The following is an 18298-nucleotide window of genomic DNA, read 5'->3' on the forward strand; positions in this document are numbered from 1 at the left end:
CATGGGCCTTGCCTTCGACTTGGCGCGCCGCGCATAGTTAGTACCCGGCACATCGGCTAAGAAGGGATTTCGTAGTGCGTCGGCTTCGGATTGCCTCAGCTCTGATCGTCAGCTTGCTGACCCTGCTCTTCATGTTTCCGGCTGCGGCCGAACATGACGGAGGCTGGACCGTACTGCTTGACGAACAGGCCAACCTGCAACTGAGCGATGTGCGCTCCGAGCGCTACCGCAACCAGTTCAGCCCCCTGGTCCTCGCCGAGCTGGATGCTGCCCCAGCAGAACAGGCCCTGTGGCTGCACTATCGCCTGCAACCAGGCGACCAGGAACAACTGCTGCGGGTATTCGCCCCAGACCTGTCTGGCCTGGACCTCTACGCCCTGGAAGGCGACCAACTTCTGCGTCAGCTGCACCACGGGCGGCAGGCAGGCAATGCCAGCCCTACCCTGCGCGGCAGCGACCATGTACTGCCCCTGCCCAACAGCAAGCAGCCGCTGGACATCTACCTGCGCCTGGTTTCCGAGCACCAGCTGCGCCCGGCCATCAGCCTGGAGCCGGCGGCCGAGGCCGCGTCGGACCAACGCCAGCCGCTGCTGTTCGGCATGCTGTTCGGCGGCCTGGTGATGCTGATCATGCACAACCTGATCCGCTTCCTTTACAGCCGCTCCAGCACCACCCTGATCCTGGCGCTGTACCACGGCCTTATGCTGCTCAGCGGCCTGATCCTGCTGAACCTCAGCGGCCCCTGGTGGCATGTGTGGCACAGTGCACAAACGCCTGCTGCCTACCTGACGCTGGTCCTGGCTGGCCTGTCCGGACTGTATTTCACCCAGCATTTCTTCTCGCCATGCAACTCGCCACGGCTTAACCGCTTGCTGCAGGGTGAAATGTTGATTGTCGGGGTCAGCGGCCTGGTGTTGCTGTTCGTCGATACGCTGCCCCTCAACCTGATGACCTACGCCCTGATGGCGCTGGGCAGTGTGAGCATGCTGCTGGTCAGCAGCTATCACTGGTACAAAGGCTATGCACCCGGTCGCCTGTTCAGCCTGGCCATGGTGGTGTTCAACCTCGGTGGCCTGGTGCTGCTGCCAGCCCTGCTGGGCCTGACCCGCACCTCGACGCCCTGGCTGTTGTGTATCCTGCTGGGCCTGACCGTGGTCAGCGGCCTGCTGCTCAACCTGGCCGTCAGTGAACGCCTGCGGCGCATGAGCGAGGAGCGTTTCAGCGCCAGCCGCGCGCTGGCCGCCAGCGACGCCGAAATCAATGCCAAGGCCGAGTTCCTGGCCAAGATCAGCCACGAAATCCGCACCCCCATGAACGGTGTGCTGGGCATGACCGAGCTGTTGCTGGGCACACCGCTGTCGGTCAAGCAGCGCGACTACGTGCAGACCATCCACAGCGCCGGCAACGAGTTGCTCACGCTGATCAACGAAATTCTCGATATTTCCAAACTGGAATCCCGGCAGATCGAGCTGGATGATGTGCAGTTCGATCTCAACGCGCTGATCGAGGATTGCCTGAACATCTTCCGCGCCAAGGCCGAGCAACAAAACATCGAACTGATCAGCTTCACCCAGCCGCAAGTACCACGGGTCATCAGCGGTGACCCGACGCGGCTGCGCCAGGCCTTGTCGAGCCTGCTGGAAAACGCCCTGAAAAACACCGACCAGGGTGAAATTCTGCTGGTGGTGGCACTGGATCAACGCGGCGAGCTGCCACGCCTGCGCATTGCCGTGCAGGACAGCGGCGAGCCGCTGCCCGCCGCCGACCGCGACGCTTTGCTGCAAGCCGAACTGCACAGCCACCACTTCCTGTCCAGCAACAAGCTGGGCGGGCATCTGGGCCTGGTCATCGCCAAGCAACTGATCGGCCTGATGCAGGGCGAGTTCGGCATCAAGAGCAGCACTGGCATGGGCAACACCCTGTGGCTGACCTTGCCGCTGGACCCTTCGCGCCTGGAACAGCCGCCCGCCGACCTCGACAGCCCGCTGCGCGATGCCCGCGTGCTGGTGGTGGACGACAACGACACCTGCCGCAAGGTACTGGTCCAGCAGTGCAGCGCCTGGGGCATGAACGTCAGCGCGGTGCCGTCTGGCAAGGAAGCCCTGGCCCTGCTGCGCACCAAGGCGCACCTGCGCGACTACTTCGACGCCGTACTGCTGGACCAGAACATGCCCGGCATGACCGGCATGCAACTGGCCGCCAAGATCAAGGAAGACCCAAGCCTGAACCACGACATCCTGGTGGTGATGCTCACCGGCATCAGCAATGCGCCGAGCAAGGTCATCGCGCGCAACGCTGGGGTCAAGCGGATCCTTGCCAAACCAGTGGCCGGCTACACGCTGAAGACCACCCTGGCCGAGGAACTGGCCCAGCGCGGCCGCGAGCAGGCAGTGCCTGCCAGCCTGCCTGGCATCCCGCAGGCGCTGGACCTGCCTGGCGACTTCCGCGTGCTGGTCGCCGAAGACAACAGCATTTCCACCAAGGTTATCCGCGGTATGCTCGGCAAACTCAACCTTGAACCCGACACTGCCTGCAATGGCGAAGAAGCCTTGCAGGCGATGAAAGCGCAGCACTATGACCTGGTGTTGATGGACTGCGAAATGCCGGTGCTGGACGGCTTCTCGGCCACCCAGCAGCTGCGGGCCTGGGAAACGGCCAACCAGCGCCAACGCACACCGGTGGTGGCGCTGACCGCGCACATTCTTGCCGAGCACAAGGAACGCGCGCGGCTGGCGGGCATGGACGGCCACATGGCCAAACCGGTGGAATTGTCGCAGTTACGCGAGCTGATCCAGTACTGGGCCAACCAGCGCGAAGCCAAGGCAGACCCGGCGCATACTTCCTAGGCTACGCTGTCGCACAGAGAACAGTATTCGAAAGCCCGATACGGCCCCTGTGGGAGCGCAAGCTTCAGATTGCCCAAGGAATAGTGCTCATGCTCCATGAGTTGTTCAGCGTCTACCTGAAAATGCTCGTGCTCTACAGCCCGTTCTTCGTGCTGTCGTGCTTCATCAGCCTGACCCGCGGCCACTCCAGCAAGGAGCGCAAGCAACTGGCCTGGAAGGTCGCCTTCGCAGCCTTGGTCGCCAGCGTGCTGCTGTACCTGTTCGGGCGGGTGATCTTCGGCATTTTCGGCATCACCGCCGACGCCTTCCGCATCGGGGCCGGTAGCGTGCTGTTCATTTCTGCCTTGGGTATGGCCCAGGGCAAGCCGGCGGTGCAGGCCGACAACGTGCAGCAGGATGTGACCATCGTGCCGCTGACCATTCCACTGACTGTCGGCCCTGGCACCATCGGCGCCCTGCTGGTCATGGGCGTGGGCCAGCCGCATTGGGATGACAAATTGCTGGCCATCGTCAGCATCGCGCTGGCCAGCTTTACCGTCGGCCTGGTGCTGTACTTGTCACACGGCATCGAACGCATCCTTGGCGACCAAGGGCTGCAGATCGTCAGCCGGCTGATGGGGTTGTTCGTCTGCGCCTTGGCTGCGCAAATCATCTTTACCGGCATCAAGGGCTACCTGGTGCCCTAAAGGGCGTAATCCAGAATGCGTTGCAAAGAGACCTGAACGACACGTTCCTGCACTTTTGGCAAAAAGCTGTGCTCGAACGCCAGCATGTTGAAACGTATCAACTCCGCACGCACATTCCGATGGCTGCGCCTATGGCTGACGAAGCCTGCACGGAAGGCCGAACGCACATCCGCTTCATGGTAAAGCACCATGTCCACCCGGTTGACACCGGCCGGAGCGCAAGGCAGCAGCTGGAAATGCTGGCGTTCGTAGGCGCACCGCTCAAGCGACTGCAGCACCGACGGGTTGGCCAACAGCTTGCGCATGGAAATGCCGATCGCCGAGGCAAAGTGCTCGCCAGCCGTTGCCGCAATGGTTTCCAGCACCTGGTCGGCCTGACGGGCGCGCTGTCCATCCGGCCAATGAACCTGCTCGGCAGACACTGCATCCCAGCCCATATATTTGAGCTGGTTGCGGTAGTAGGCAAACCAGTCCTCGATCAACCCTTCTCGAAACGCCGTCTCGGTAGCACGTTCGGCCATTGCCAGGGCCAGTTTCACCTTGTTTTGCAAAGCGGCCGGAATACCTGGCAAGAACGAAACGATGCCCGCGCCGATCACGGCAGACGTGGCGTCACTCATGATGTGCTCCCGTTATCGGCGCATAAGGGTCAAACCGGTAAGCGCCTTGTGCATCCTTGGTTTTCATCAACGCCTGCAGTTCATCGCGCTGGCGTTGGAACCGACTGTTATCCAATGCCAGGGAAACGCCGTTGAACTCTGCCTCTCCTTGAAGCACCTGTTCACTCAGCCAAGTGCCCAGCGGGATATTCGAAATCGACTTGCCGACCTGCATCGAGATGCTGCACAGATCCAGCACCGGCCCTGCCTTGAGCACGCCCAGCTCGATCACAAGCTTCGCCCCCTGCGTCTGCTCCTGCGTGCTGTACTTCAGCAAGTGGCCAAAACCTTCCAGTGATCGGCTCAAACCCGTTTTCACCGCTGCCAGCACGGCCTCGTGACGGATAGAGCGCATTCTCAGCCATGCCTCAAGTGGCTGCACCGGCGCGGTGCGCAAGGGCTGCCCCAAGTGCTTGAGGTCGTGGGTAGTGGCCAGTTTGATCCAGCCAAGTTGGCGGTATGCATCCCTGTAGGCGGAGTACCAACGCTCGTAGTCGTTGAAGCGTGGCCCGGCATTCTTGTTGGCCAGCAACTGCGCATAAAGTATCGAATCGAACGCAGCTTGGCGTTGCTCCTCGGTGGCGCCTGTGGAATACAGCAATGCCGTCCCACCAATCAACATCAGCTGTTCAACTGAACTATTCATAGTCTTGTCTCATTGCAAACAAGCGAACAAGGCGGCGTTGGTGCAACGCCGCCGCGCTATCAGATGTCGTATTGGAGTACGTTCTCGACGCTGCGCACGCCGAGTTTGTTTTCCACGGTTTCGCGAACTTTGTCGTACACGAAGTTGTTGAGCGTGAGCACCGCGGTGCCGGCGTAGTAGTGGGTCTTGTCCAGCTTCCACTGGATGCCCAGCACGTCATCGTCCAGTGTCGGGGCAGATGCCTGGATGCAGCTCACGACCATGACCACATCGTTGCTCTCTGTTTCGATGCAGGCAGCCAGGCCAACCATGCCCCTGGATTTGTTCTTGCGTTTGTGGTCGAGCACCTTGGCGTCGTTTTCGACGGTGGTCATTTTATCGAAGGCCATCTTGGCCAGAGCACCCAGCTTGGTGCCCCCCAGCAGTGCGTTGCCAGCAACACCGATCGCCCGGACGGCAACGGCGCCTACGGTGACAGACAGCTCCGCCGACGTTTCCAGCTCGAAGGTGCGTCGAGGGATGGTAAAGCCAAGATCACGCATCACATCGATGAATTTGTCGTACCACTCCCGGCTCTGCTTTTCGGCATCGAACGCTTTGTCGGCCACTAATGTGGCGAAGTGGAAGGCGTTCTTGACGTCGTGACGGCTTTTCGCAGACATACCTGCGCCGCAGGCCAGCAGGTTGCCTTCGACCAGGATGGCGGTGTTGTTGGTGGTGACTTGTGTTTCATCGGACATGTAGAAACTCCTTGATGGTTGCCCCTTGAGTCAGGGGCAATCACCTTATCCAGCCCGCTGGCGATTCAGCGCGCTGAAGAGTTTCCGAAGCAACTAGTTGGTGGTGGGGTACCAACGCGGGGTGTAGGCCCATACCCCGCCCGACAGACGAGGGAATACGCAGGTTGTAGAGGAGCCGACCAACACCATGGTGCGCATATCGACCATTTCTGGCTGCAGCTCGGCCAAGGTGACTACCTTCAGCGTCTGCCCCGGCCTACCGATGTCACGCCCAAGGACTACAGGCGTGCTCCCGTCGCGGTGCCGACGCACCACCTCCAGCGCCACCCCTAGCTGGTGCGGCCTGGCTTTGGAGATCGGGTTGTAGAACGCCAGCACCAGGTCGGCCTGAGCCGCCAGGTCCAGGCGCTTTTCGATGATCGACCAGGGCTTGAGGTTGTCCGACAGCGACATCACGCAGAAGTCATGCCCCAGCGGTGCTCCCGCCTGGGCGGCGGTTGCCAGCGAGGCCGACACCCCTGGCAGAATCTCAAGGTCCACGCGGTGCCAGGCGGGGTCGCTGGACTCATGCAACGCTTCAAGCACCGCAGCGGCCATGGCGAACACGCCCGGGTCACCCGACGAAACCACCACCACCGAACGGCCCTGGGCCGCCAGCTCGAAGGCATGCCGGGCGCGCTGCATCTCTTCACGGTTGTCGGTGCAGTGCAGGATCTGGTCATCACGGAACGGCCCGGCCATGCGCACGTAGGTTTCGTAGCCGAGCACATCCTCAGCCTGTGCCAGTTCGGCCTTGACCGCCGGCACCATCAATTGCGCCGCACCTGGACCAAGGCCGATAACCGCCAGACGACCGCGACGGCGGCCGATTTGTGCTACATCGACCGGCGCAGGCGCCACCGCGATGACTACATCCCCATGCGTTATCAACTCGGCATTGGGCAATGCCGCAGCAACCATGCTGGCCACGTCGCCTGGGTTGCTGGCAAAGCGCAAGGCGACACCCAAGGTCTGCGCAGCCTCGTGCAAGGCACTGTCGGCCATGGCGCGCTCGTCCGCCAGCACGCAGGCTACCGATGGCTCGGCGATGCCGGCCTGCTGCAATGCCGCACGCATGCTGTGCAGGTTGCCACCGGCAACACCCACGACCACCGAGCGCGGGTGGATCAGCAGTTCGTCGCGGTTGGCCGGGCGCACCTGATGCCCCACATGGATGGTGCGCTGCGCCGCTTCGCTGGCGGGCAACTGCACCTGCTGCAACCACGGGGCGTCACCCTCGATGCGCACCGACTCACCTGCCAGCAAATCGGAAACGAAACGCTTGCCTTGCTCGATGTCCGCCAGTGCGTAACCTTGCGGCGGGTTCAACAGGCAAGTGCCGAAGCGCAGCTCACCACTGGTGGTAATGGCGGCGGCAACGCCCAGCGCTTCTGCGATTTCGCGCGCCATCAGGTTGACCCCACCGAGGCCACCGAGCAACGGCACTACCGCGCTGCCATCCTCGGCCACGGCCAGTACCGGCGGCTCGCTGCCCTTCTCGCTAAGCACGCTGGCCAGGCTGCGAATGACGATACCGGCAGCACACAGGGCAATGATCGGCGTGTCCTGCTGGTACAGCCCGCGCAGGGTATCGCCGAACGCGGTGTACGACTGGTCTGCCCCCTCGACACGCCCCTGCAGGCCATGGATTGTGGCCTGTGGGTAGCACTGCTGGATTCGCTGCGCGGTGGCCAGGCTACCCGGGCCAAGGATGACGATTGCCGGTGCCTTGTGCATGTTCAACCCTGCCATTTTTCCCCCGGCACGATGATCAGCGAGAAGTACGGCGACGACTGCGGGTCGACCTGGTCCAGCGGCACGATCTTCTGGTTGGCCATGGTCGCCCGTTCCACATACAGCGCACGCCCGTCCAGGCCCAGTTCGGCCAGCACTTCGCGCACCTTGGGGAAATTGCGCCCAAGCTTCATGATCACCGCTGCATCGGCATCGGCCAGGCGGCGCTTGAGCTCTTCGGCGGGCAACACACCAGACAATACCGACAGGCTCTGGTTGCGGTACACCAGCGGCGCGCCCAGTACCGAAGCACCACCAAGCATCGAGCAGACACCGGGGATCACTTCGGCCTCATAGCGCTGCGCCAGGCGGTCATGCAGGTACATGTAGGAGCCGTAGAAGAACGGGTCACCTTCGCAGATCACCGCCACGTCGCGGCCAGCATCCAGGTGCTCGGCCACTTGCACGCTGGCTTCGTCGTAGAAGTCGCTGATCACCTGCTCATAGGACAGCGGCGCCGGCAGGGCTTCGGTGGTTACCGGGTAGACCAGCGGCAGCAGGGTCTGCTCGGGCTGCAGGTGTGCTTCGATGATCCCAAAAGCGTTACCACGCTTGCCCTTGGCCACGAAGTAACCGACCACCGGCGCCTCGCGCAGCAGGCGCAAGGCCTTGAGGGTAATCAGTTCCGGGTCGCCAGGGCCCACGCCCAGGCCCAGCAGTCGTCCACGCGGCAGCATCATTCCACCTCCGTGGCCAGGGCGTTGACCGCGGCGGCAGCCATCGCGCTACCGCCCAGGCGGCCTTGCATGATCACGAACGGCACGCCGCGGCTGTCGGCGGCGAGCATGGCCTTGGACTCGGCAGCGCCGACGAAACCGACCGGAAAGCCGAGGATCAGCGCAGGCTTGGGTGCGCCAGCATCGAGCATTTCCAATAGGTAGAACAGGGCGGTGGGGGCGTTGCCGATCACCACCACGCTGCCTTCCAGGTACGGCCGCCACAGCTCCAGGGCCACGGCGGAACGGGTGTTGCCGGCGTCTTTGGCCAAGCCCGGCACGCTGGGGTCGCGCAGGGTGCAAATGACTTTGTTGTCTGCTGGCAGCCGGGCCCGGGTAATGCCTTCGGCCACCATGTGCGCATCGCACAGGATCGGCGCGCCGTTGAGCAGCGCCTCTCGCCCGGCCCGTCCGGCACCTTCGGAAAACTGCAGGCCATCGATGGCGTCGACCATGCCGCAGGCGTGGATCACGCGCACGGCGAGCTTTTCCAGGTCGGCGGGGATCCGCTCGAGCTTGGCTTCCTCTCGGATGATCCGAAAGGAATTGCGATAGATCTCCTGACCATCGCGGATGTAGTCAATCATCAAGGTGCTCCGTCGGCAGGTCGAGCATGGCGCCTGCTTCATTCAAGGTAAGGTCGGTGGCGCGCAGGGCACCGAAGCCCGGCTGGCGCGCATCACGCAGGTACAGGTCGTAACGGCCCGGCGAACGGGCCAGCAGCGTGGCCGGGGCAACATGGGCCACGGCGCAGGAACGAGGGCAACCGGACAGGTGCACGCTGGCGGGCACGCCAGGGCCCAGCAGCGCGGCCAAGGCAACGGCGTCGGCCTTGGTCTCGCCAAGGGCCTTGGCGCAGCCGCTGGCACCGGTGCAGGCGCTGATGCGCGCCAGGGGTTCGTGGTCATGGCACAGCAAACCCAGCGCAGACAGTTCGGCTTGGGCTTGGTCGATGTGTTGTGCTTGCAGGTTGGTCAGCACCAGGCTTTGCCAGGGGCTCAGACGCAGGCTGCCATCGCCCAGTTCGCGGGCAATGCGCGCGGCACCACGCAGCATGGCGGGGGTCAGGCGGCCTTGCGGCGGGGCCACGCCAAGGGCAACACCGTGCGTCTGGGGCAGCGTGCCCAACCACGAGGCGCGGTGCTCTTCACGGCGCCATCCGAGCACGGCGGCATCACGGCGGATATCCAGGCCCAGCCCGTCGACGAAATCAGTTGCCGAGTGCACTTCAAGCAACTGGCGCATGCGCGACTGCGTCGGGGTTGCCAGGTCGAGGAAGCGTTCCAGCACTGCGCGCACCAGCGCCAGGCCCTGCGCCAGCGGCACCGCGCCGAGCACTTTGCCGTCCGCCGGGCAGCCCGCCAAACCAAACGCCAGCCAGGTCTGCTGCAGCAGGCGTAGGGGCGATAGCCACAAGTCATGGGGGTGCTCAAGCATGGCCAGGCGTTCGCCAGCATCCAGTTGCACGGCGAACTTGGCCGACAACTGGTGAAAGCGCGGGGTGCCTTCCAGCAGGTCGAGGATCTGCCCGGCCAGCGGCCGCGCGTCCAGCAGCATGGCCGGGTCATGCCCGGCCAGCGGGCTGAGCATCAGGTTGCGCACATCGTCACCGGCCGCCTCGCGCGGGCCCAGGCCGGCTGCGAGCAGGGTCTCGACCAAAGCACGATGCTCGCTGCCAATGCCGCGGATCTGCAGGTTGCCACGGTTGGTGGCCTCGATCACACCACCGGCAAAACGCTCAGCTGCCGCCGCTACCGCTTCGGCCTGCTCGGCCAGCAGCAGGCCGCCAGGCAGCTTGATGCGGCAGATGCCGCCATCACGGGCACTGACGATGCGCCACAACCCCGGGCAGGCCGAGGGGCGAGACGAAACGTTGGGGGCATGGGCCTGCGTCAAAGGGGTATCCGGCAATCTGTGAAAATGCGCTTGAGTGTAGAAGGCGCGGTATTATGCCTGCTTTGTCCGGCGGCATGAAAAGCCGGTGGTCGAGCACCGTTCGAGTTTTAGCTGAAATGTTGGGGCTGCCATGCAGCTCCAACATATTGAAGAGGTACACATGGCACCCTGGCTGACAGTAGTAGGCATCGGCGAAGACGGCTTCAGTGGCCTGGGCAAACAGGCCCGGCGTGCGCTGTTGGGCGCTGCGCGGATCTTCGGCAGCCCACGCCAGCTGGCCCTGCTACCGCGCTGCGTGCCCGGCGAGCGGCTGGGCTGGCCAAGCCCGTTTTCGCTGGCCCCGGTGCTGGCCCTGCGTGGCGAGCCCGTGTGCGTACTGGCCAGCGGCGACCCGATGTTCTACGGCGTCGGTGCCAGCCTTGCACGCCAGGTACCCGCCGATGAAATGCGCGTACTGTCGATGCCCACCTCTTGCGCACTGGCCGCCGCCCGCCTGGGCTGGCCGCTGCAGGATGTGCAGGTGGTGTCTCTGGTAGCCCGCCCCCTGGCGGCGCTCAATGCTCACCTGCACAGCGGCGTACGTTTGCTGGTGCTGAGCAACGACGGCGACAGCCCGGCGGCCATTGCCACGCTGCTGCGCGAGCGTGGCTACGGGCCAAGCCGCCTGCGTGTGTTCGAACACCTGGGAGGCCCGCACGAACGTGTGTTGGCCGGCACCGCCCAAGACTGGCCACACGCCGATATCGCAGCGCTCAACCTGGTGGCCATCGAATGCCTGGCCACGCCCGAAGCGCCGCGTCTGCACCGGCTGGCCGGGCTGCCGGACAGCGCCTTCCGGCATGACGGCCAACTGACCAAACGCGATGTTCGCGCCATCACCCTGGCGCGCCTGGCGCCGCAGCCCGGTGAACTGCTGTGGGACGTGGGCGCGGGCTGCGGCTCGATCGGCATCGAATGGATGCGCGCCCACCCGGCCTGCCGCGCGCTGGCCATCGAGGCCGACGAAGGCCGCCAAGGCTTCATCGAACATAACCGCGATGCATTGGGTGTACCCGGCCTGCAGCTGGTGCGCGGCAAGGCCCCAGCGGCACTGCAAGGCCTGGAACGCCCGGATGCGATCTTCATCGGCGGCGGCGTCACCCGCGAGGGTGTGCTCGACCTGTGCTGGGCCAGCCTGCGCCCCGGTGGCCGGCTGGTAGCCAACGCGGTAACCCTGCAAAGCGAACTGGCCCTGGCGTCTTTTCGCGAGCAGCACGGTGGTGAGCTGACCCGCATCCATGTCGCCCACGCCCAGCCCTTGGGTGCGTTCGACACCTGGCGCCAGGCGCTGCCGATCACCCTGCTGGATGTGGTGAAGCCCGCCGATGCGTGAAGAGACCCGCGAACAGCCCGCGCCCCTGCGCAGCGGCCTGACCACCGGCAGCTGCGCCACCGCCACCAGCCTGGCGGCCGCTCGCTTGCTGCTGAGCGGCGAAACCAGCGATGCCGTCAGCATTACCTTGCCCAAGGGCAAGGTGGTGCAGATGCGCCTGGAGTTCTGCCGATTAGCCGGCGAAAGCGCCGAAGCCGGCACACTCAAGGACGCTGGCGACGACCCGGACGTGACCCACGGCGCCCTGCTCTACAGCCAGGTGCGCTTGCTGGACGAGCCAAGCATCCGCTTTGTCGCCGGCAGCGGTGTCGGCACCGTGACCCGGCCGGGGCTGGTGCTTGCGGTGGGTGAGCCGGCCATCAACCCGGTGCCGCGCCGCATGATCAGCGAGCACCTGCAACGCCTGGCCGACGAATGCGGCTACTTCGGCGGCTTCGAGGTCACGGTCAACGTGCAGGGCGGCGAACAGCTGGCACTCAAGACCATGAACCCGCGCCTGGGCATCCTCGGCGGGCTGTCGATCCTCGGCACCAGCGGCATCGTGCGGCCGTTCTCCTGTGCGGCCTATATCGCCTCGATCCACCAAGGTATCGACGTGGCCCACACCAACGGCTACACGCATATCGCCGCCTGCACTGGCAACGCCAGCGAAGACACCATGCGCCGGGTCTACGGCCTGCCGGAAATCGCCCTGATCGAAATGGGCGACTTTGTCGGCGCGGTGCTCAAGCACCTGCGCAAAGTGCCGGTGCCGCGCCTGACCCTGTGTGGTGGTTTTGGCAAGATCAGCAAACTGGCCGCCGGGCACATGGACCTGCACAGCCGCCATTCCAGCATCGATCTGCCGCAACTGGCGGGCTGGGCTGCAGACATTGGTGCTGACGCAGCGCTGCAGGCCGCCATCATCGGTGCCAACACTAGCCAGCAAGCGCTCGCGCTGGCGCATGCGGCCGGCATTGCCCTCGGGGACGCGGTATGCGCCCACGCCCTGGCGTTCGCCCGCAGCGTGGTGCCGGCGCAGGTGCAAGTGGAAGTGTTCGCCATCGACCGCCAAGGCGGTATCGTTGGCCGGGCAGGTGTGCAATGACTGCGCGCATCCTGCTGCTGGGCGGTGTCACTGAAGCCCTGGCCATCGCTCGTCGCCTCGGCCCGCAGCATGTCTACAGCCTGGCCGGTATCGGCCGCGTACCGCAGGACCTGCAATGCCAGGTACGGGTCGGCGGCTTTGGCGGCGCCGAGGGGTTGGCCAACTACCTGCGCGAGGCGTGTATCACCCTACTGGTCGATGCCACCCACCCCTACGCTGCACAGATCAGCCGCAATGCTGCCAGCGCTGCGCGTAGCGCCGGCGTCACGTGCTGGGCCTTGCGCCGCCCGGCCTGGCAAGCGCAAGCGGGGGACGACTGGCGTGAGGTCGAGGACTGGGCGGGGCTGAGCGAGGCACTCAAGCCGTTCCGCAGGCCTCTGTTCACGCTAGGCCGCGAGCCGTTGCAACACCTGGGCGAGATTCCGCCGGAGCAGTTCTGGACGTTGCGGGCGCTGGAAGCCTGCCCAGGCAATGAGCGCTGCGAAGTGATCGGTGCACGCGGGCCGTTCCATATCGAGGATGAACGGGCATTGTTCCAGCGTCGCAGCATCGATGTGCTGATCAGCAAGAACAGCGGCAGCGTGGCGACCGAACCAAAGCTGGAGGTAGCACGGGAGCTGGGCGTACCGGTGTTGGTCCTGAAGCGGCCAGCTTTACCGGATGTGGACCGCGCTTTCGAATCACCCTCAGACCTGGCTGCAGCGCTCGACCTGTAATCTCAAACTACGTACGGCGGCGGTCCTACAACCATTTCGGATCTTTCTGGCAACTTGTCAAATGGCGCTGCATCACTGTCCTCCCTTAAACTCAACACCCCTCCCCCGCAAGGTTTCACCCATATGGAAATGCAATGGTGGATCTGGCTGGTCTTCGGCATCGCGCTGATCCTGCTCGAACTGGTCCTGCCGACGTTCTTCATCCTCTGGTTCGGCATCGGTGCCGTGTTGGTCTCGCTGATCTCGCTCGCTGCTCCCAGCCTGCAACTGGACATGCAGGTGCTGCTGTGGGTACTGCTGTCATCAGTCACCACGGCGCTCTGGTTCAAGCTGTTCCGACGCAAGCAGCCAGATGTGCGCTGGACCGCCGACAGCGTGATCGGCGAAGTGGGCCTGCTGACCGCTGGGGTGTCGGAGTTCCACAAAGGCCGCGTGCGTTTCCAGAAGCCGATTCTCGGCAACGAAGAATGGACATGCATCGCTGACAGCGAAATCCCGGCCGGCGAACGGGTGCGCCTGACCGCCATCGAGGGGAACACCGCCCGCGTCGTCCGGGCCTGAATCCGCACAAAAAGGAATTAAAGCACCATGACCAGCCTCATCGTCGTCGGCGCCATCGCCCTGTTCGTCCTGATCACCGTGTTCAAAGGGGTGCGCATCGTGCCCCAAGGCGAGGAATGGATCGTCGAGCGCCTGGGCCGCTATCACAGCACGCTCAAACCGGGCCTGAACATTCTCATCCCGTACATGGACGTGGTCGCCTACCGCCTGCCGACCAAGGACATCATCCTCGATGTGCAACAGCAGGAAATCATCACCAGGGACAACGCCGTAATCGTCGCCAACGCCCTGTGCTTCGCCAAGGTGGTCGACCCGCAGAAAGCCTCGTATGGCGTGCAGAATTTCTCGTTCGCTGTCACCAGCCTGACGATGACCTCGCTGCGCGCCATCGTCGGCGCCATGGACCTGGACGAAGCGTTGTCCAGCCGCGAGCAGATCAAGGCCCGCCTGCGCGAGGCAATGTCCGAGCAGACCGAAGACTGGGGCGTTACCGTGCGTTCGGTGGAAATCCAGGACATCAAGCCTTCGGAAAACATGCAACTGGCCATGGAACGCCAGGCCGCCGCCGAGCGTGAGCGCAAGGCCGATGTAACCCGCGCCGAAGGTGCCAAGCAGGCAGCGATCCTTGAAGCCGAAGCACGCCTGCAGGCAGCCAGGCTGGATGCAGAGGCGCAGATCAGCCTGGCCGAGGCCTCGGCGCGGGCGATTTCGCTGGTCAAGGAAGCGGTGGGCAACGAGACCGTGCCGGCCATGTACCTGCTGGGCGAGCGCTATATCGGGGCCATGGAGAACCTGGCGGGCAGCAACAATGCCAAGGTGGTGGTGTTGCCGGCGGACCTGCAAGAGACCGTGCGCGGGTTGATGGGCCGTAACAAGGCTTGAGATTGTCGGGGGCTGCTGCGCAGCCCCGTTACCCGACCACCTGCGTCACTTCACCGCACCCCGTCATTTTTACCTATACTCCGCCTTACAATACCCACCACGATTCCTGACCGGATCTCTCCATGCCCCCACGTCGGCACATTGCCTGGATAGCCTGCCTTGCAGTGCTGTTCAACCTGCTGGCCATGCCGCTGTCCTCTGCTGCGCCCAAGGGCCCGGCCGAGCAGCTGCTGTGGGGGGCTTTCTGTTCCAGCATGGCCAACAAGGCCAACGTCGATGTCCAGGCCCTGGCCAAGATCGACCTCGGCCCGCAAAGCGACGACAGCGCCAGCATGATGAATTGCTGGTGCTGCTCTGGCGCCGCGCCGCTGCTGGCCCTGCCCGGCTACCCGCCACAGTTGCACAACCCGCCGACACTGCTCGCCGGCCTGTTGCCGCCGCCTGCCAAGTACCAACCCACGCCGCGCCAACTCTGGCCTGCGCTAAACCCCCGTGCCTCTCCGCTGGCCTGAGTTCATCACGCTGTCTGCCTGAACCTGAACAGAAACGGAGATTCACCATGCTCAAGCACGCCCTCGTCATGGCCGCCCTGCTGCTGCCTGGCGCCTTTGCCAATGCCCACGAATACAGCGTGGGTGACCTGCACATTGCCCACCCCTGGTCGCTGCAGCTGCCACCCAACGCGCCCAACGTCGCCGCGTATTTCGTGGTGCACAACAATGGCCAGGCCGACGACCGCCTGCTCAGTGTCGACAGCCCCATCAGCGATGACGCGCAACTGCACGAACATGCCATGAGCGCCAGCGGCGCCATGAAGATGCAACAGGTGCCCAGCGTGGTGGTGCCTGCCGGCAAGGACCTGACCTTCGCCCCCAGCGCCTACCATGTGATGCTGATGCAGCCCAAGGACCGCGGCCTGCTCACGGATGGCAAACGCTTCCCGTTGACCCTGCATTTCGAAAAGGCCGGCGACATCACCGTCGAAGTGGCTGTGCAGAAGCAGGCGCCAGCGGACCAGCCGCAAGCCCACGAACACGCGCACTGACACCTGCTGACAGGCACTCGCCATGAGCCTGCCGCGCAACAGCATCAGCCGTACCACCCGCCCTGACCGCAGGCGCGCCGGTGGCGGATGGCTGAGCCTGTTCGCCATGTGGATGATCTTCATCGGCCCGCTGATTTCCCAGTCGATGCCGATGGACCACCACGCCGGCATGAGCATGCCAATGGACATGCCGATGGCGGCTGCCCATCAGCATGGCGGCGACAGCCATCACGGCCATGGCGGCGATGGCCAACTGCACGTGATGTGGGAAAAGTGCGGTTACTGCAGCCTGTTGTTCAATTGCCCGGCCCTGCCCCAGGCCCTCAGCCCGCTCAGTGCCGGCAGCGTAATCCCCACCAGCCATCTGCTTGCGCCAACGCACCAGGGCCATGCCCGGCAGGCTGTATTCCCCGGTGCGCGCAGCCGCGCCCCGCCTTCCTCGATCAGCGTCTGAACCCACATTTTGCGCACGGAGCCAGGAGGCTTCGCGCTAACTCATGACTGATCGACTGGAATCATTATGTCCGGCTGCACCCCTGTTTTTGCCTTGTCCCTGCGTGGGACTCTCGCCGCCGTGTGCGGCTCGCTGCTCGCGCCCGTGGCCCTGGCCGCCGACCCTGGCCATGAAGGTCATGCGCACGACGCACCCGAGCTGAGCCCGACGGTCATCACTGCCGTGGCGCCCAGTTCGCCACTGACCGTGGTCACCAACCCGAAAGACCCGCGCCAACCGGTGCCGGCCAGCGACGGCGCCGACTACCTGAAGACCATCCCAGGCTTCTCGGCGATCCGTGCCGGCGGCACCAACGGCGACCCGGTGTTGCGGGGCATGTTCGGCTCACGCCTGAACATCCTCACCAACGGCGGCCTGATGCTGGGCGCTTGCCCTAACCGCATGGACGCGCCCACCTCTTACATTTCGCCGGAAACCTACGACCGCCTGACTGTGATCAAAGGCCCGCAAAGCGTGATCTGGGGCCCCGGTGGTTCGGCAGGCACCATCCTCTTCGAGCGCGAGCCCGAGAAGTTCGGCGCCCTCGGCAGCCGCGTGAACGCCAGCCTGCTGGCCGGCTCCAACGGCCGCTTCGACAAAGTGCTGGATGCCGCCGCCGGCAACAGCCAGGCCTACGCCCGCTTCGTCGGCAACCAGTCACGCTCGGATGACTACCACGACGGCAACGACGACACCGTGCCATCGCGCTGGGAAAAGTGGAACGGCGATGTCGCCCTCGGCTGGACGCCAGACCAGGACACCCTGCTGGAGCTGACCGCCGGCAAGGGCGATGGCGAGGCCCGCTACGCCGGGCGTGGCATGGACGGCTCGCAGTTCAAGCGCGAAAGCCTGGGCCTGCGCTTTGAAAAGTCCAACCTCGGCGAGGTGCTCGACAAGGTCGAGGCACAGGTCTACTACAACTACGCCGACCATGTGATGGACAACTACAGCCTGCGCACACCGTCGGGCAGCGGCATGATGGGCATGCCGATGGTCAGCAACGTCGACCGCCGCACCCTGGGCGCACGCATCAAAGCCACCTGGCGCTGGGCCGATGTGCAGCTGATCAGCGGCATCGACGCGCAAACCAACGAACATCGCCAGCGTGGCGGCATGGGTGTGGACGCACACAAGGGCCAGGCCTGGACCAAGGACGCTGACTTCCACAACTACGGCGCTTTCAGCGAACTGACCTGGTATGTCAGCGGTGAAGACCGGCTGATTACCGGCGCCCGCCTGGACCGCGCCTCAGCCCGTGACTTCCGTAAAGGCAGCGCCACCGAAGGCGATACCCGCGCCGACACTCTGCCCAGCGGTTTTATCCGCTACGAGCACGACCTGGCAGCCCTCCCGGCCACCACTTACATTGGCCTCGGCCATGCCCAGCGCTTCCCTGACTACTGGGAGCTGTTCTCGCCCAAGCTGGCACCGCCTGGGGCGGCCAACGCCTTCGACGGCATCAAGCCAGAGAAGACCACCCAACTCGACTTCGGCATCCAGTACCGCACCGAACGCCTGGAGGCCTGGGCGTCGGGCTATGTCGGGCAGATCCGCGACTACATCCTGTTCGACTACCGCACCGGCATGATGGGCATGAGCACTTCCCGGGCACAGAACATCGACGCCCGCATCATGGGCGGCGAACTGGGCGCGGCCTACCTGCTGACCGAAAACTGGAAGGCCGACGCCACGCTGGCCTACGCTTGGGGCAAGAACAGCAGTGATGGCAAAGCGCTACCTCAAATGCCACCACTGGAAAGCCGTCTGGGCCTGACCTACAGCCGCGATGTGTGGAGCGTCGGCGCACTGTGGCGGCTGGTGGCTGCGCAAAACCGCATTGCCGAGAACCAAGGCAACGTGGTCGGCAAGGACTACGACAAGAGCGCCGGCTTCGGCGTGTTCTCGCTCAACGGCGCCTACAAGGTGAACAACAACCTCAAGCTCAGCGCAGGGGTCGACAACCTGTTCGACAAAACCTACGCCGAGCACTTGAACCTGGCCGGGAACGCCGGGTTCGGCTACCCGGCTACCGATCCTCAGCCGGTCAACGAGCCAGGCAGGACCTTCTGGACCAAGGTCGATTTCAGCTTCTGACAACAACAACGGGCGTAGCTTCGGTT

General features: G+C 64.3%; 18 protein-coding genes. 11 read left to right on the plus strand and 7 right to left on the minus strand.

Going from position 1 to position 18298, the window contains the following annotated elements; translation table 11 throughout:
- The first annotated feature begins 74 nt into the window (after nt 1-74).
- Nucleotides 75-2846 (plus strand): hybrid sensor histidine kinase/response regulator, encoded by a 2772-nt coding sequence (locus DM807_RS11495; RefSeq protein WP_012274393.1) that lies wholly within the window; start codon nt 75-77, stop codon nt 2844-2846.
- An 89-nt stretch (nt 2847-2935) separates the two neighbouring features.
- Complete coding sequence (locus tag DM807_RS11500; RefSeq protein ID WP_012274394.1) at nt 2936-3532, plus strand: MarC family protein; 597 nt, start codon at nt 2936-2938, stop codon at nt 3530-3532.
- Here DM807_RS11500 and DM807_RS11505 read toward each other — a convergent pair.
- The 7 genes from DM807_RS11505 to cobG form a co-directional block, all read right to left on the minus strand.
- Nucleotides 3529-4152, minus strand: coding sequence for a hypothetical protein (locus DM807_RS11505; RefSeq protein ID WP_179027392.1), 624 nt, complete (start codon nt 4150-4152; stop codon nt 3529-3531). The genes DM807_RS11500 and DM807_RS11505 overlap by 4 nt on opposite strands.
- Nucleotides 4145-4837 carry a hypothetical protein gene (locus DM807_RS11510; RefSeq protein WP_082425686.1) on the minus strand — a complete coding sequence of 231 codons (693 nt, stop codon included), beginning with the start codon at nt 4835-4837 and terminating at the stop codon, nt 4145-4147. The genes DM807_RS11505 and DM807_RS11510 overlap by 8 nt, the downstream gene beginning before the upstream one ends.
- Nucleotides 4838-4896: 59 nt before the next feature.
- The gene (locus tag DM807_RS11515) at nt 4897-5577 is read right to left on the minus strand and encodes a hypothetical protein (RefSeq protein ID WP_060514270.1); all 681 of its coding nucleotides are present in this window, start codon (nt 5575-5577) and stop codon (nt 4897-4899) included.
- A 93-nt stretch (nt 5578-5670) separates the two neighbouring features.
- The gene (gene cobJ, locus DM807_RS11520) at nt 5671-7368 is read right to left on the minus strand and encodes a precorrin-3B C(17)-methyltransferase (protein ID WP_179027393.1); all 1698 of its coding nucleotides are present in this window, start codon (nt 7366-7368) and stop codon (nt 5671-5673) included.
- A complete protein-coding gene (locus DM807_RS11525; protein ID WP_171577229.1) occupies nt 7356-8090 on the minus strand; it encodes a precorrin-2 C(20)-methyltransferase in 735 nt (244 codons plus the stop codon). Before DM807_RS11525 ends, cobJ begins: the two co-directional genes overlap by 13 nt.
- Nucleotides 8087-8713: a precorrin-8X methylmutase gene (locus DM807_RS11530; RefSeq protein WP_012274400.1), complete on the minus strand. Its 627-nt coding sequence runs from the start codon at nt 8711-8713 to the stop codon at nt 8087-8089. Before DM807_RS11530 ends, DM807_RS11525 begins: the two co-directional genes overlap by 4 nt.
- A complete protein-coding gene (gene cobG, locus DM807_RS11535) occupies nt 8706-10037 on the minus strand; it encodes a precorrin-3B synthase (protein ID WP_012274401.1) in 1332 nt (443 codons plus the stop codon). The genes DM807_RS11530 and cobG overlap by 8 nt, the downstream gene beginning before the upstream one ends.
- 145 nt (nt 10038-10182) lie before the next feature.
- On the opposite strand from cobG, the gene DM807_RS11540 reads away from it, so the two are divergent.
- From DM807_RS11540 to DM807_RS11580, 9 genes are all read left to right on the plus strand, one after another.
- Entirely contained in the window at nt 10183-11394 is a 1212-nt protein-coding gene (locus DM807_RS11540; protein ID WP_060493409.1) for a bifunctional cobalt-precorrin-7 (C(5))-methyltransferase/cobalt-precorrin-6B (C(15))-methyltransferase, read from the plus strand.
- A complete protein-coding gene (locus DM807_RS11545) occupies nt 11387-12481 on the plus strand; it encodes a cobalt-precorrin-5B (C(1))-methyltransferase (RefSeq protein WP_012274403.1) in 1095 nt (364 codons plus the stop codon). Before DM807_RS11540 ends, DM807_RS11545 begins: the two co-directional genes overlap by 8 nt.
- Nucleotides 12478-13197, plus strand: a complete 720-nt coding sequence (locus tag DM807_RS11550) for a cobalt-precorrin-6A reductase (RefSeq protein WP_179027394.1) — start codon at nt 12478-12480, stop codon at nt 13195-13197. Before DM807_RS11545 ends, DM807_RS11550 begins: the two co-directional genes overlap by 4 nt.
- A 123-nt stretch (nt 13198-13320) precedes the next feature.
- Nucleotides 13321-13758 carry an NfeD family protein gene (locus DM807_RS11555; RefSeq protein ID WP_012274405.1) on the plus strand — a complete coding sequence of 146 codons (438 nt, stop codon included), beginning with the start codon at nt 13321-13323 and terminating at the stop codon, nt 13756-13758.
- 27 nt (nt 13759-13785) lie between these two features.
- Nucleotides 13786-14640, plus strand: coding sequence for an SPFH domain-containing protein (locus tag DM807_RS11560; protein ID WP_012274406.1), 855 nt, complete (start codon nt 13786-13788; stop codon nt 14638-14640).
- Nucleotides 14641-14762: 122 nt separating this feature from the next.
- Nucleotides 14763-15152, plus strand: coding sequence for a DUF2946 domain-containing protein (locus DM807_RS11565; protein WP_012274407.1), 390 nt, complete (start codon nt 14763-14765; stop codon nt 15150-15152).
- A gap of 47 nt (nt 15153-15199) precedes the next feature.
- Nucleotides 15200-15685 carry a copper chaperone PCu(A)C gene (locus DM807_RS11570; RefSeq protein ID WP_179027395.1) on the plus strand — a complete coding sequence of 162 codons (486 nt, stop codon included), beginning with the start codon at nt 15200-15202 and terminating at the stop codon, nt 15683-15685.
- Nucleotides 15686-15707: 22 nt separating this feature from the next.
- Nucleotides 15708-16139 (plus strand): DUF2946 domain-containing protein, encoded by a 432-nt coding sequence (locus tag DM807_RS11575; RefSeq protein WP_012274409.1) that lies wholly within the window; start codon nt 15708-15710, stop codon nt 16137-16139.
- A 66-nt stretch (nt 16140-16205) separates the two neighbouring features.
- The gene (locus DM807_RS11580; protein WP_060493413.1) at nt 16206-18272 is read left to right on the plus strand and encodes a TonB-dependent copper receptor; all 2067 of its coding nucleotides are present in this window, start codon (nt 16206-16208) and stop codon (nt 18270-18272) included.
- The last annotated feature ends 26 nt before the right edge of the window (nt 18273-18298 follow it).

Source organism: Pseudomonas hunanensis, assembly GCF_013393325.1.
In the GTDB taxonomy this organism is placed as follows: domain Bacteria; phylum Pseudomonadota; class Gammaproteobacteria; order Pseudomonadales; family Pseudomonadaceae; genus Aquipseudomonas; species Aquipseudomonas putida_P.

Bases quoted from the DNA above. Each gene is read 5' to 3' on its own strand.
- DM807_RS11530 (WP_012274400.1), bottom strand. From the start codon at position 8,713: ATGATTGACTACATCCGCGATGGTCAGGAGATCTATCGCAATTCCTTT.
- DM807_RS11565 (WP_012274407.1), top strand. From the start codon at position 14,763: ATGCCCCCACGTCGGCACATTGCCTGGATAGCCTGCCTTGCAGTGCTG.
- DM807_RS11570 (WP_179027395.1), top strand. From the start codon at position 15,200: ATGCTCAAGCACGCCCTCGTCATGGCCGCCCTGCTGCTGCCTGGCGCC.
- DM807_RS11580 (WP_060493413.1), top strand. From the start codon at position 16,206: ATGTCCGGCTGCACCCCTGTTTTTGCCTTGTCCCTGCGTGGGACTCTC.
- DM807_RS11550 (WP_179027394.1), top strand. From the start codon at position 12,478: ATGACTGCGCGCATCCTGCTGCTGGGCGGTGTCACTGAAGCCCTGGCC.
- DM807_RS11515 (WP_060514270.1), bottom strand. From the start codon at position 5,577: ATGTCCGATGAAACACAAGTCACCACCAACAACACCGCCATCCTGGTC.
- cobJ (WP_179027393.1), bottom strand. From the start codon at position 7,368: ATGGCAGGGTTGAACATGCACAAGGCACCGGCAATCGTCATCCTTGGC.
- DM807_RS11525 (WP_171577229.1), bottom strand. From the start codon at position 8,090: ATGATGCTGCCGCGTGGACGACTGCTGGGCCTGGGCGTGGGCCCTGGC.
- DM807_RS11545 (WP_012274403.1), top strand. From the start codon at position 11,387: ATGCGTGAAGAGACCCGCGAACAGCCCGCGCCCCTGCGCAGCGGCCTG.
- DM807_RS11560 (WP_012274406.1), top strand. From the start codon at position 13,786: ATGACCAGCCTCATCGTCGTCGGCGCCATCGCCCTGTTCGTCCTGATC.
- DM807_RS11540 (WP_060493409.1), top strand. From the start codon at position 10,183: ATGGCACCCTGGCTGACAGTAGTAGGCATCGGCGAAGACGGCTTCAGT.
- DM807_RS11505 (WP_179027392.1), bottom strand. From the start codon at position 4,152: ATGAGTGACGCCACGTCTGCCGTGATCGGCGCGGGCATCGTTTCGTTC.
- DM807_RS11510 (WP_082425686.1), bottom strand. From the start codon at position 4,837: ATGAATAGTTCAGTTGAACAGCTGATGTTGATTGGTGGGACGGCATTG.
- DM807_RS11575 (WP_012274409.1), top strand. From the start codon at position 15,708: ATGAGCCTGCCGCGCAACAGCATCAGCCGTACCACCCGCCCTGACCGC.
- DM807_RS11555 (WP_012274405.1), top strand. From the start codon at position 13,321: ATGGAAATGCAATGGTGGATCTGGCTGGTCTTCGGCATCGCGCTGATC.
- DM807_RS11500 (WP_012274394.1), top strand. From the start codon at position 2,936: ATGCTCCATGAGTTGTTCAGCGTCTACCTGAAAATGCTCGTGCTCTAC.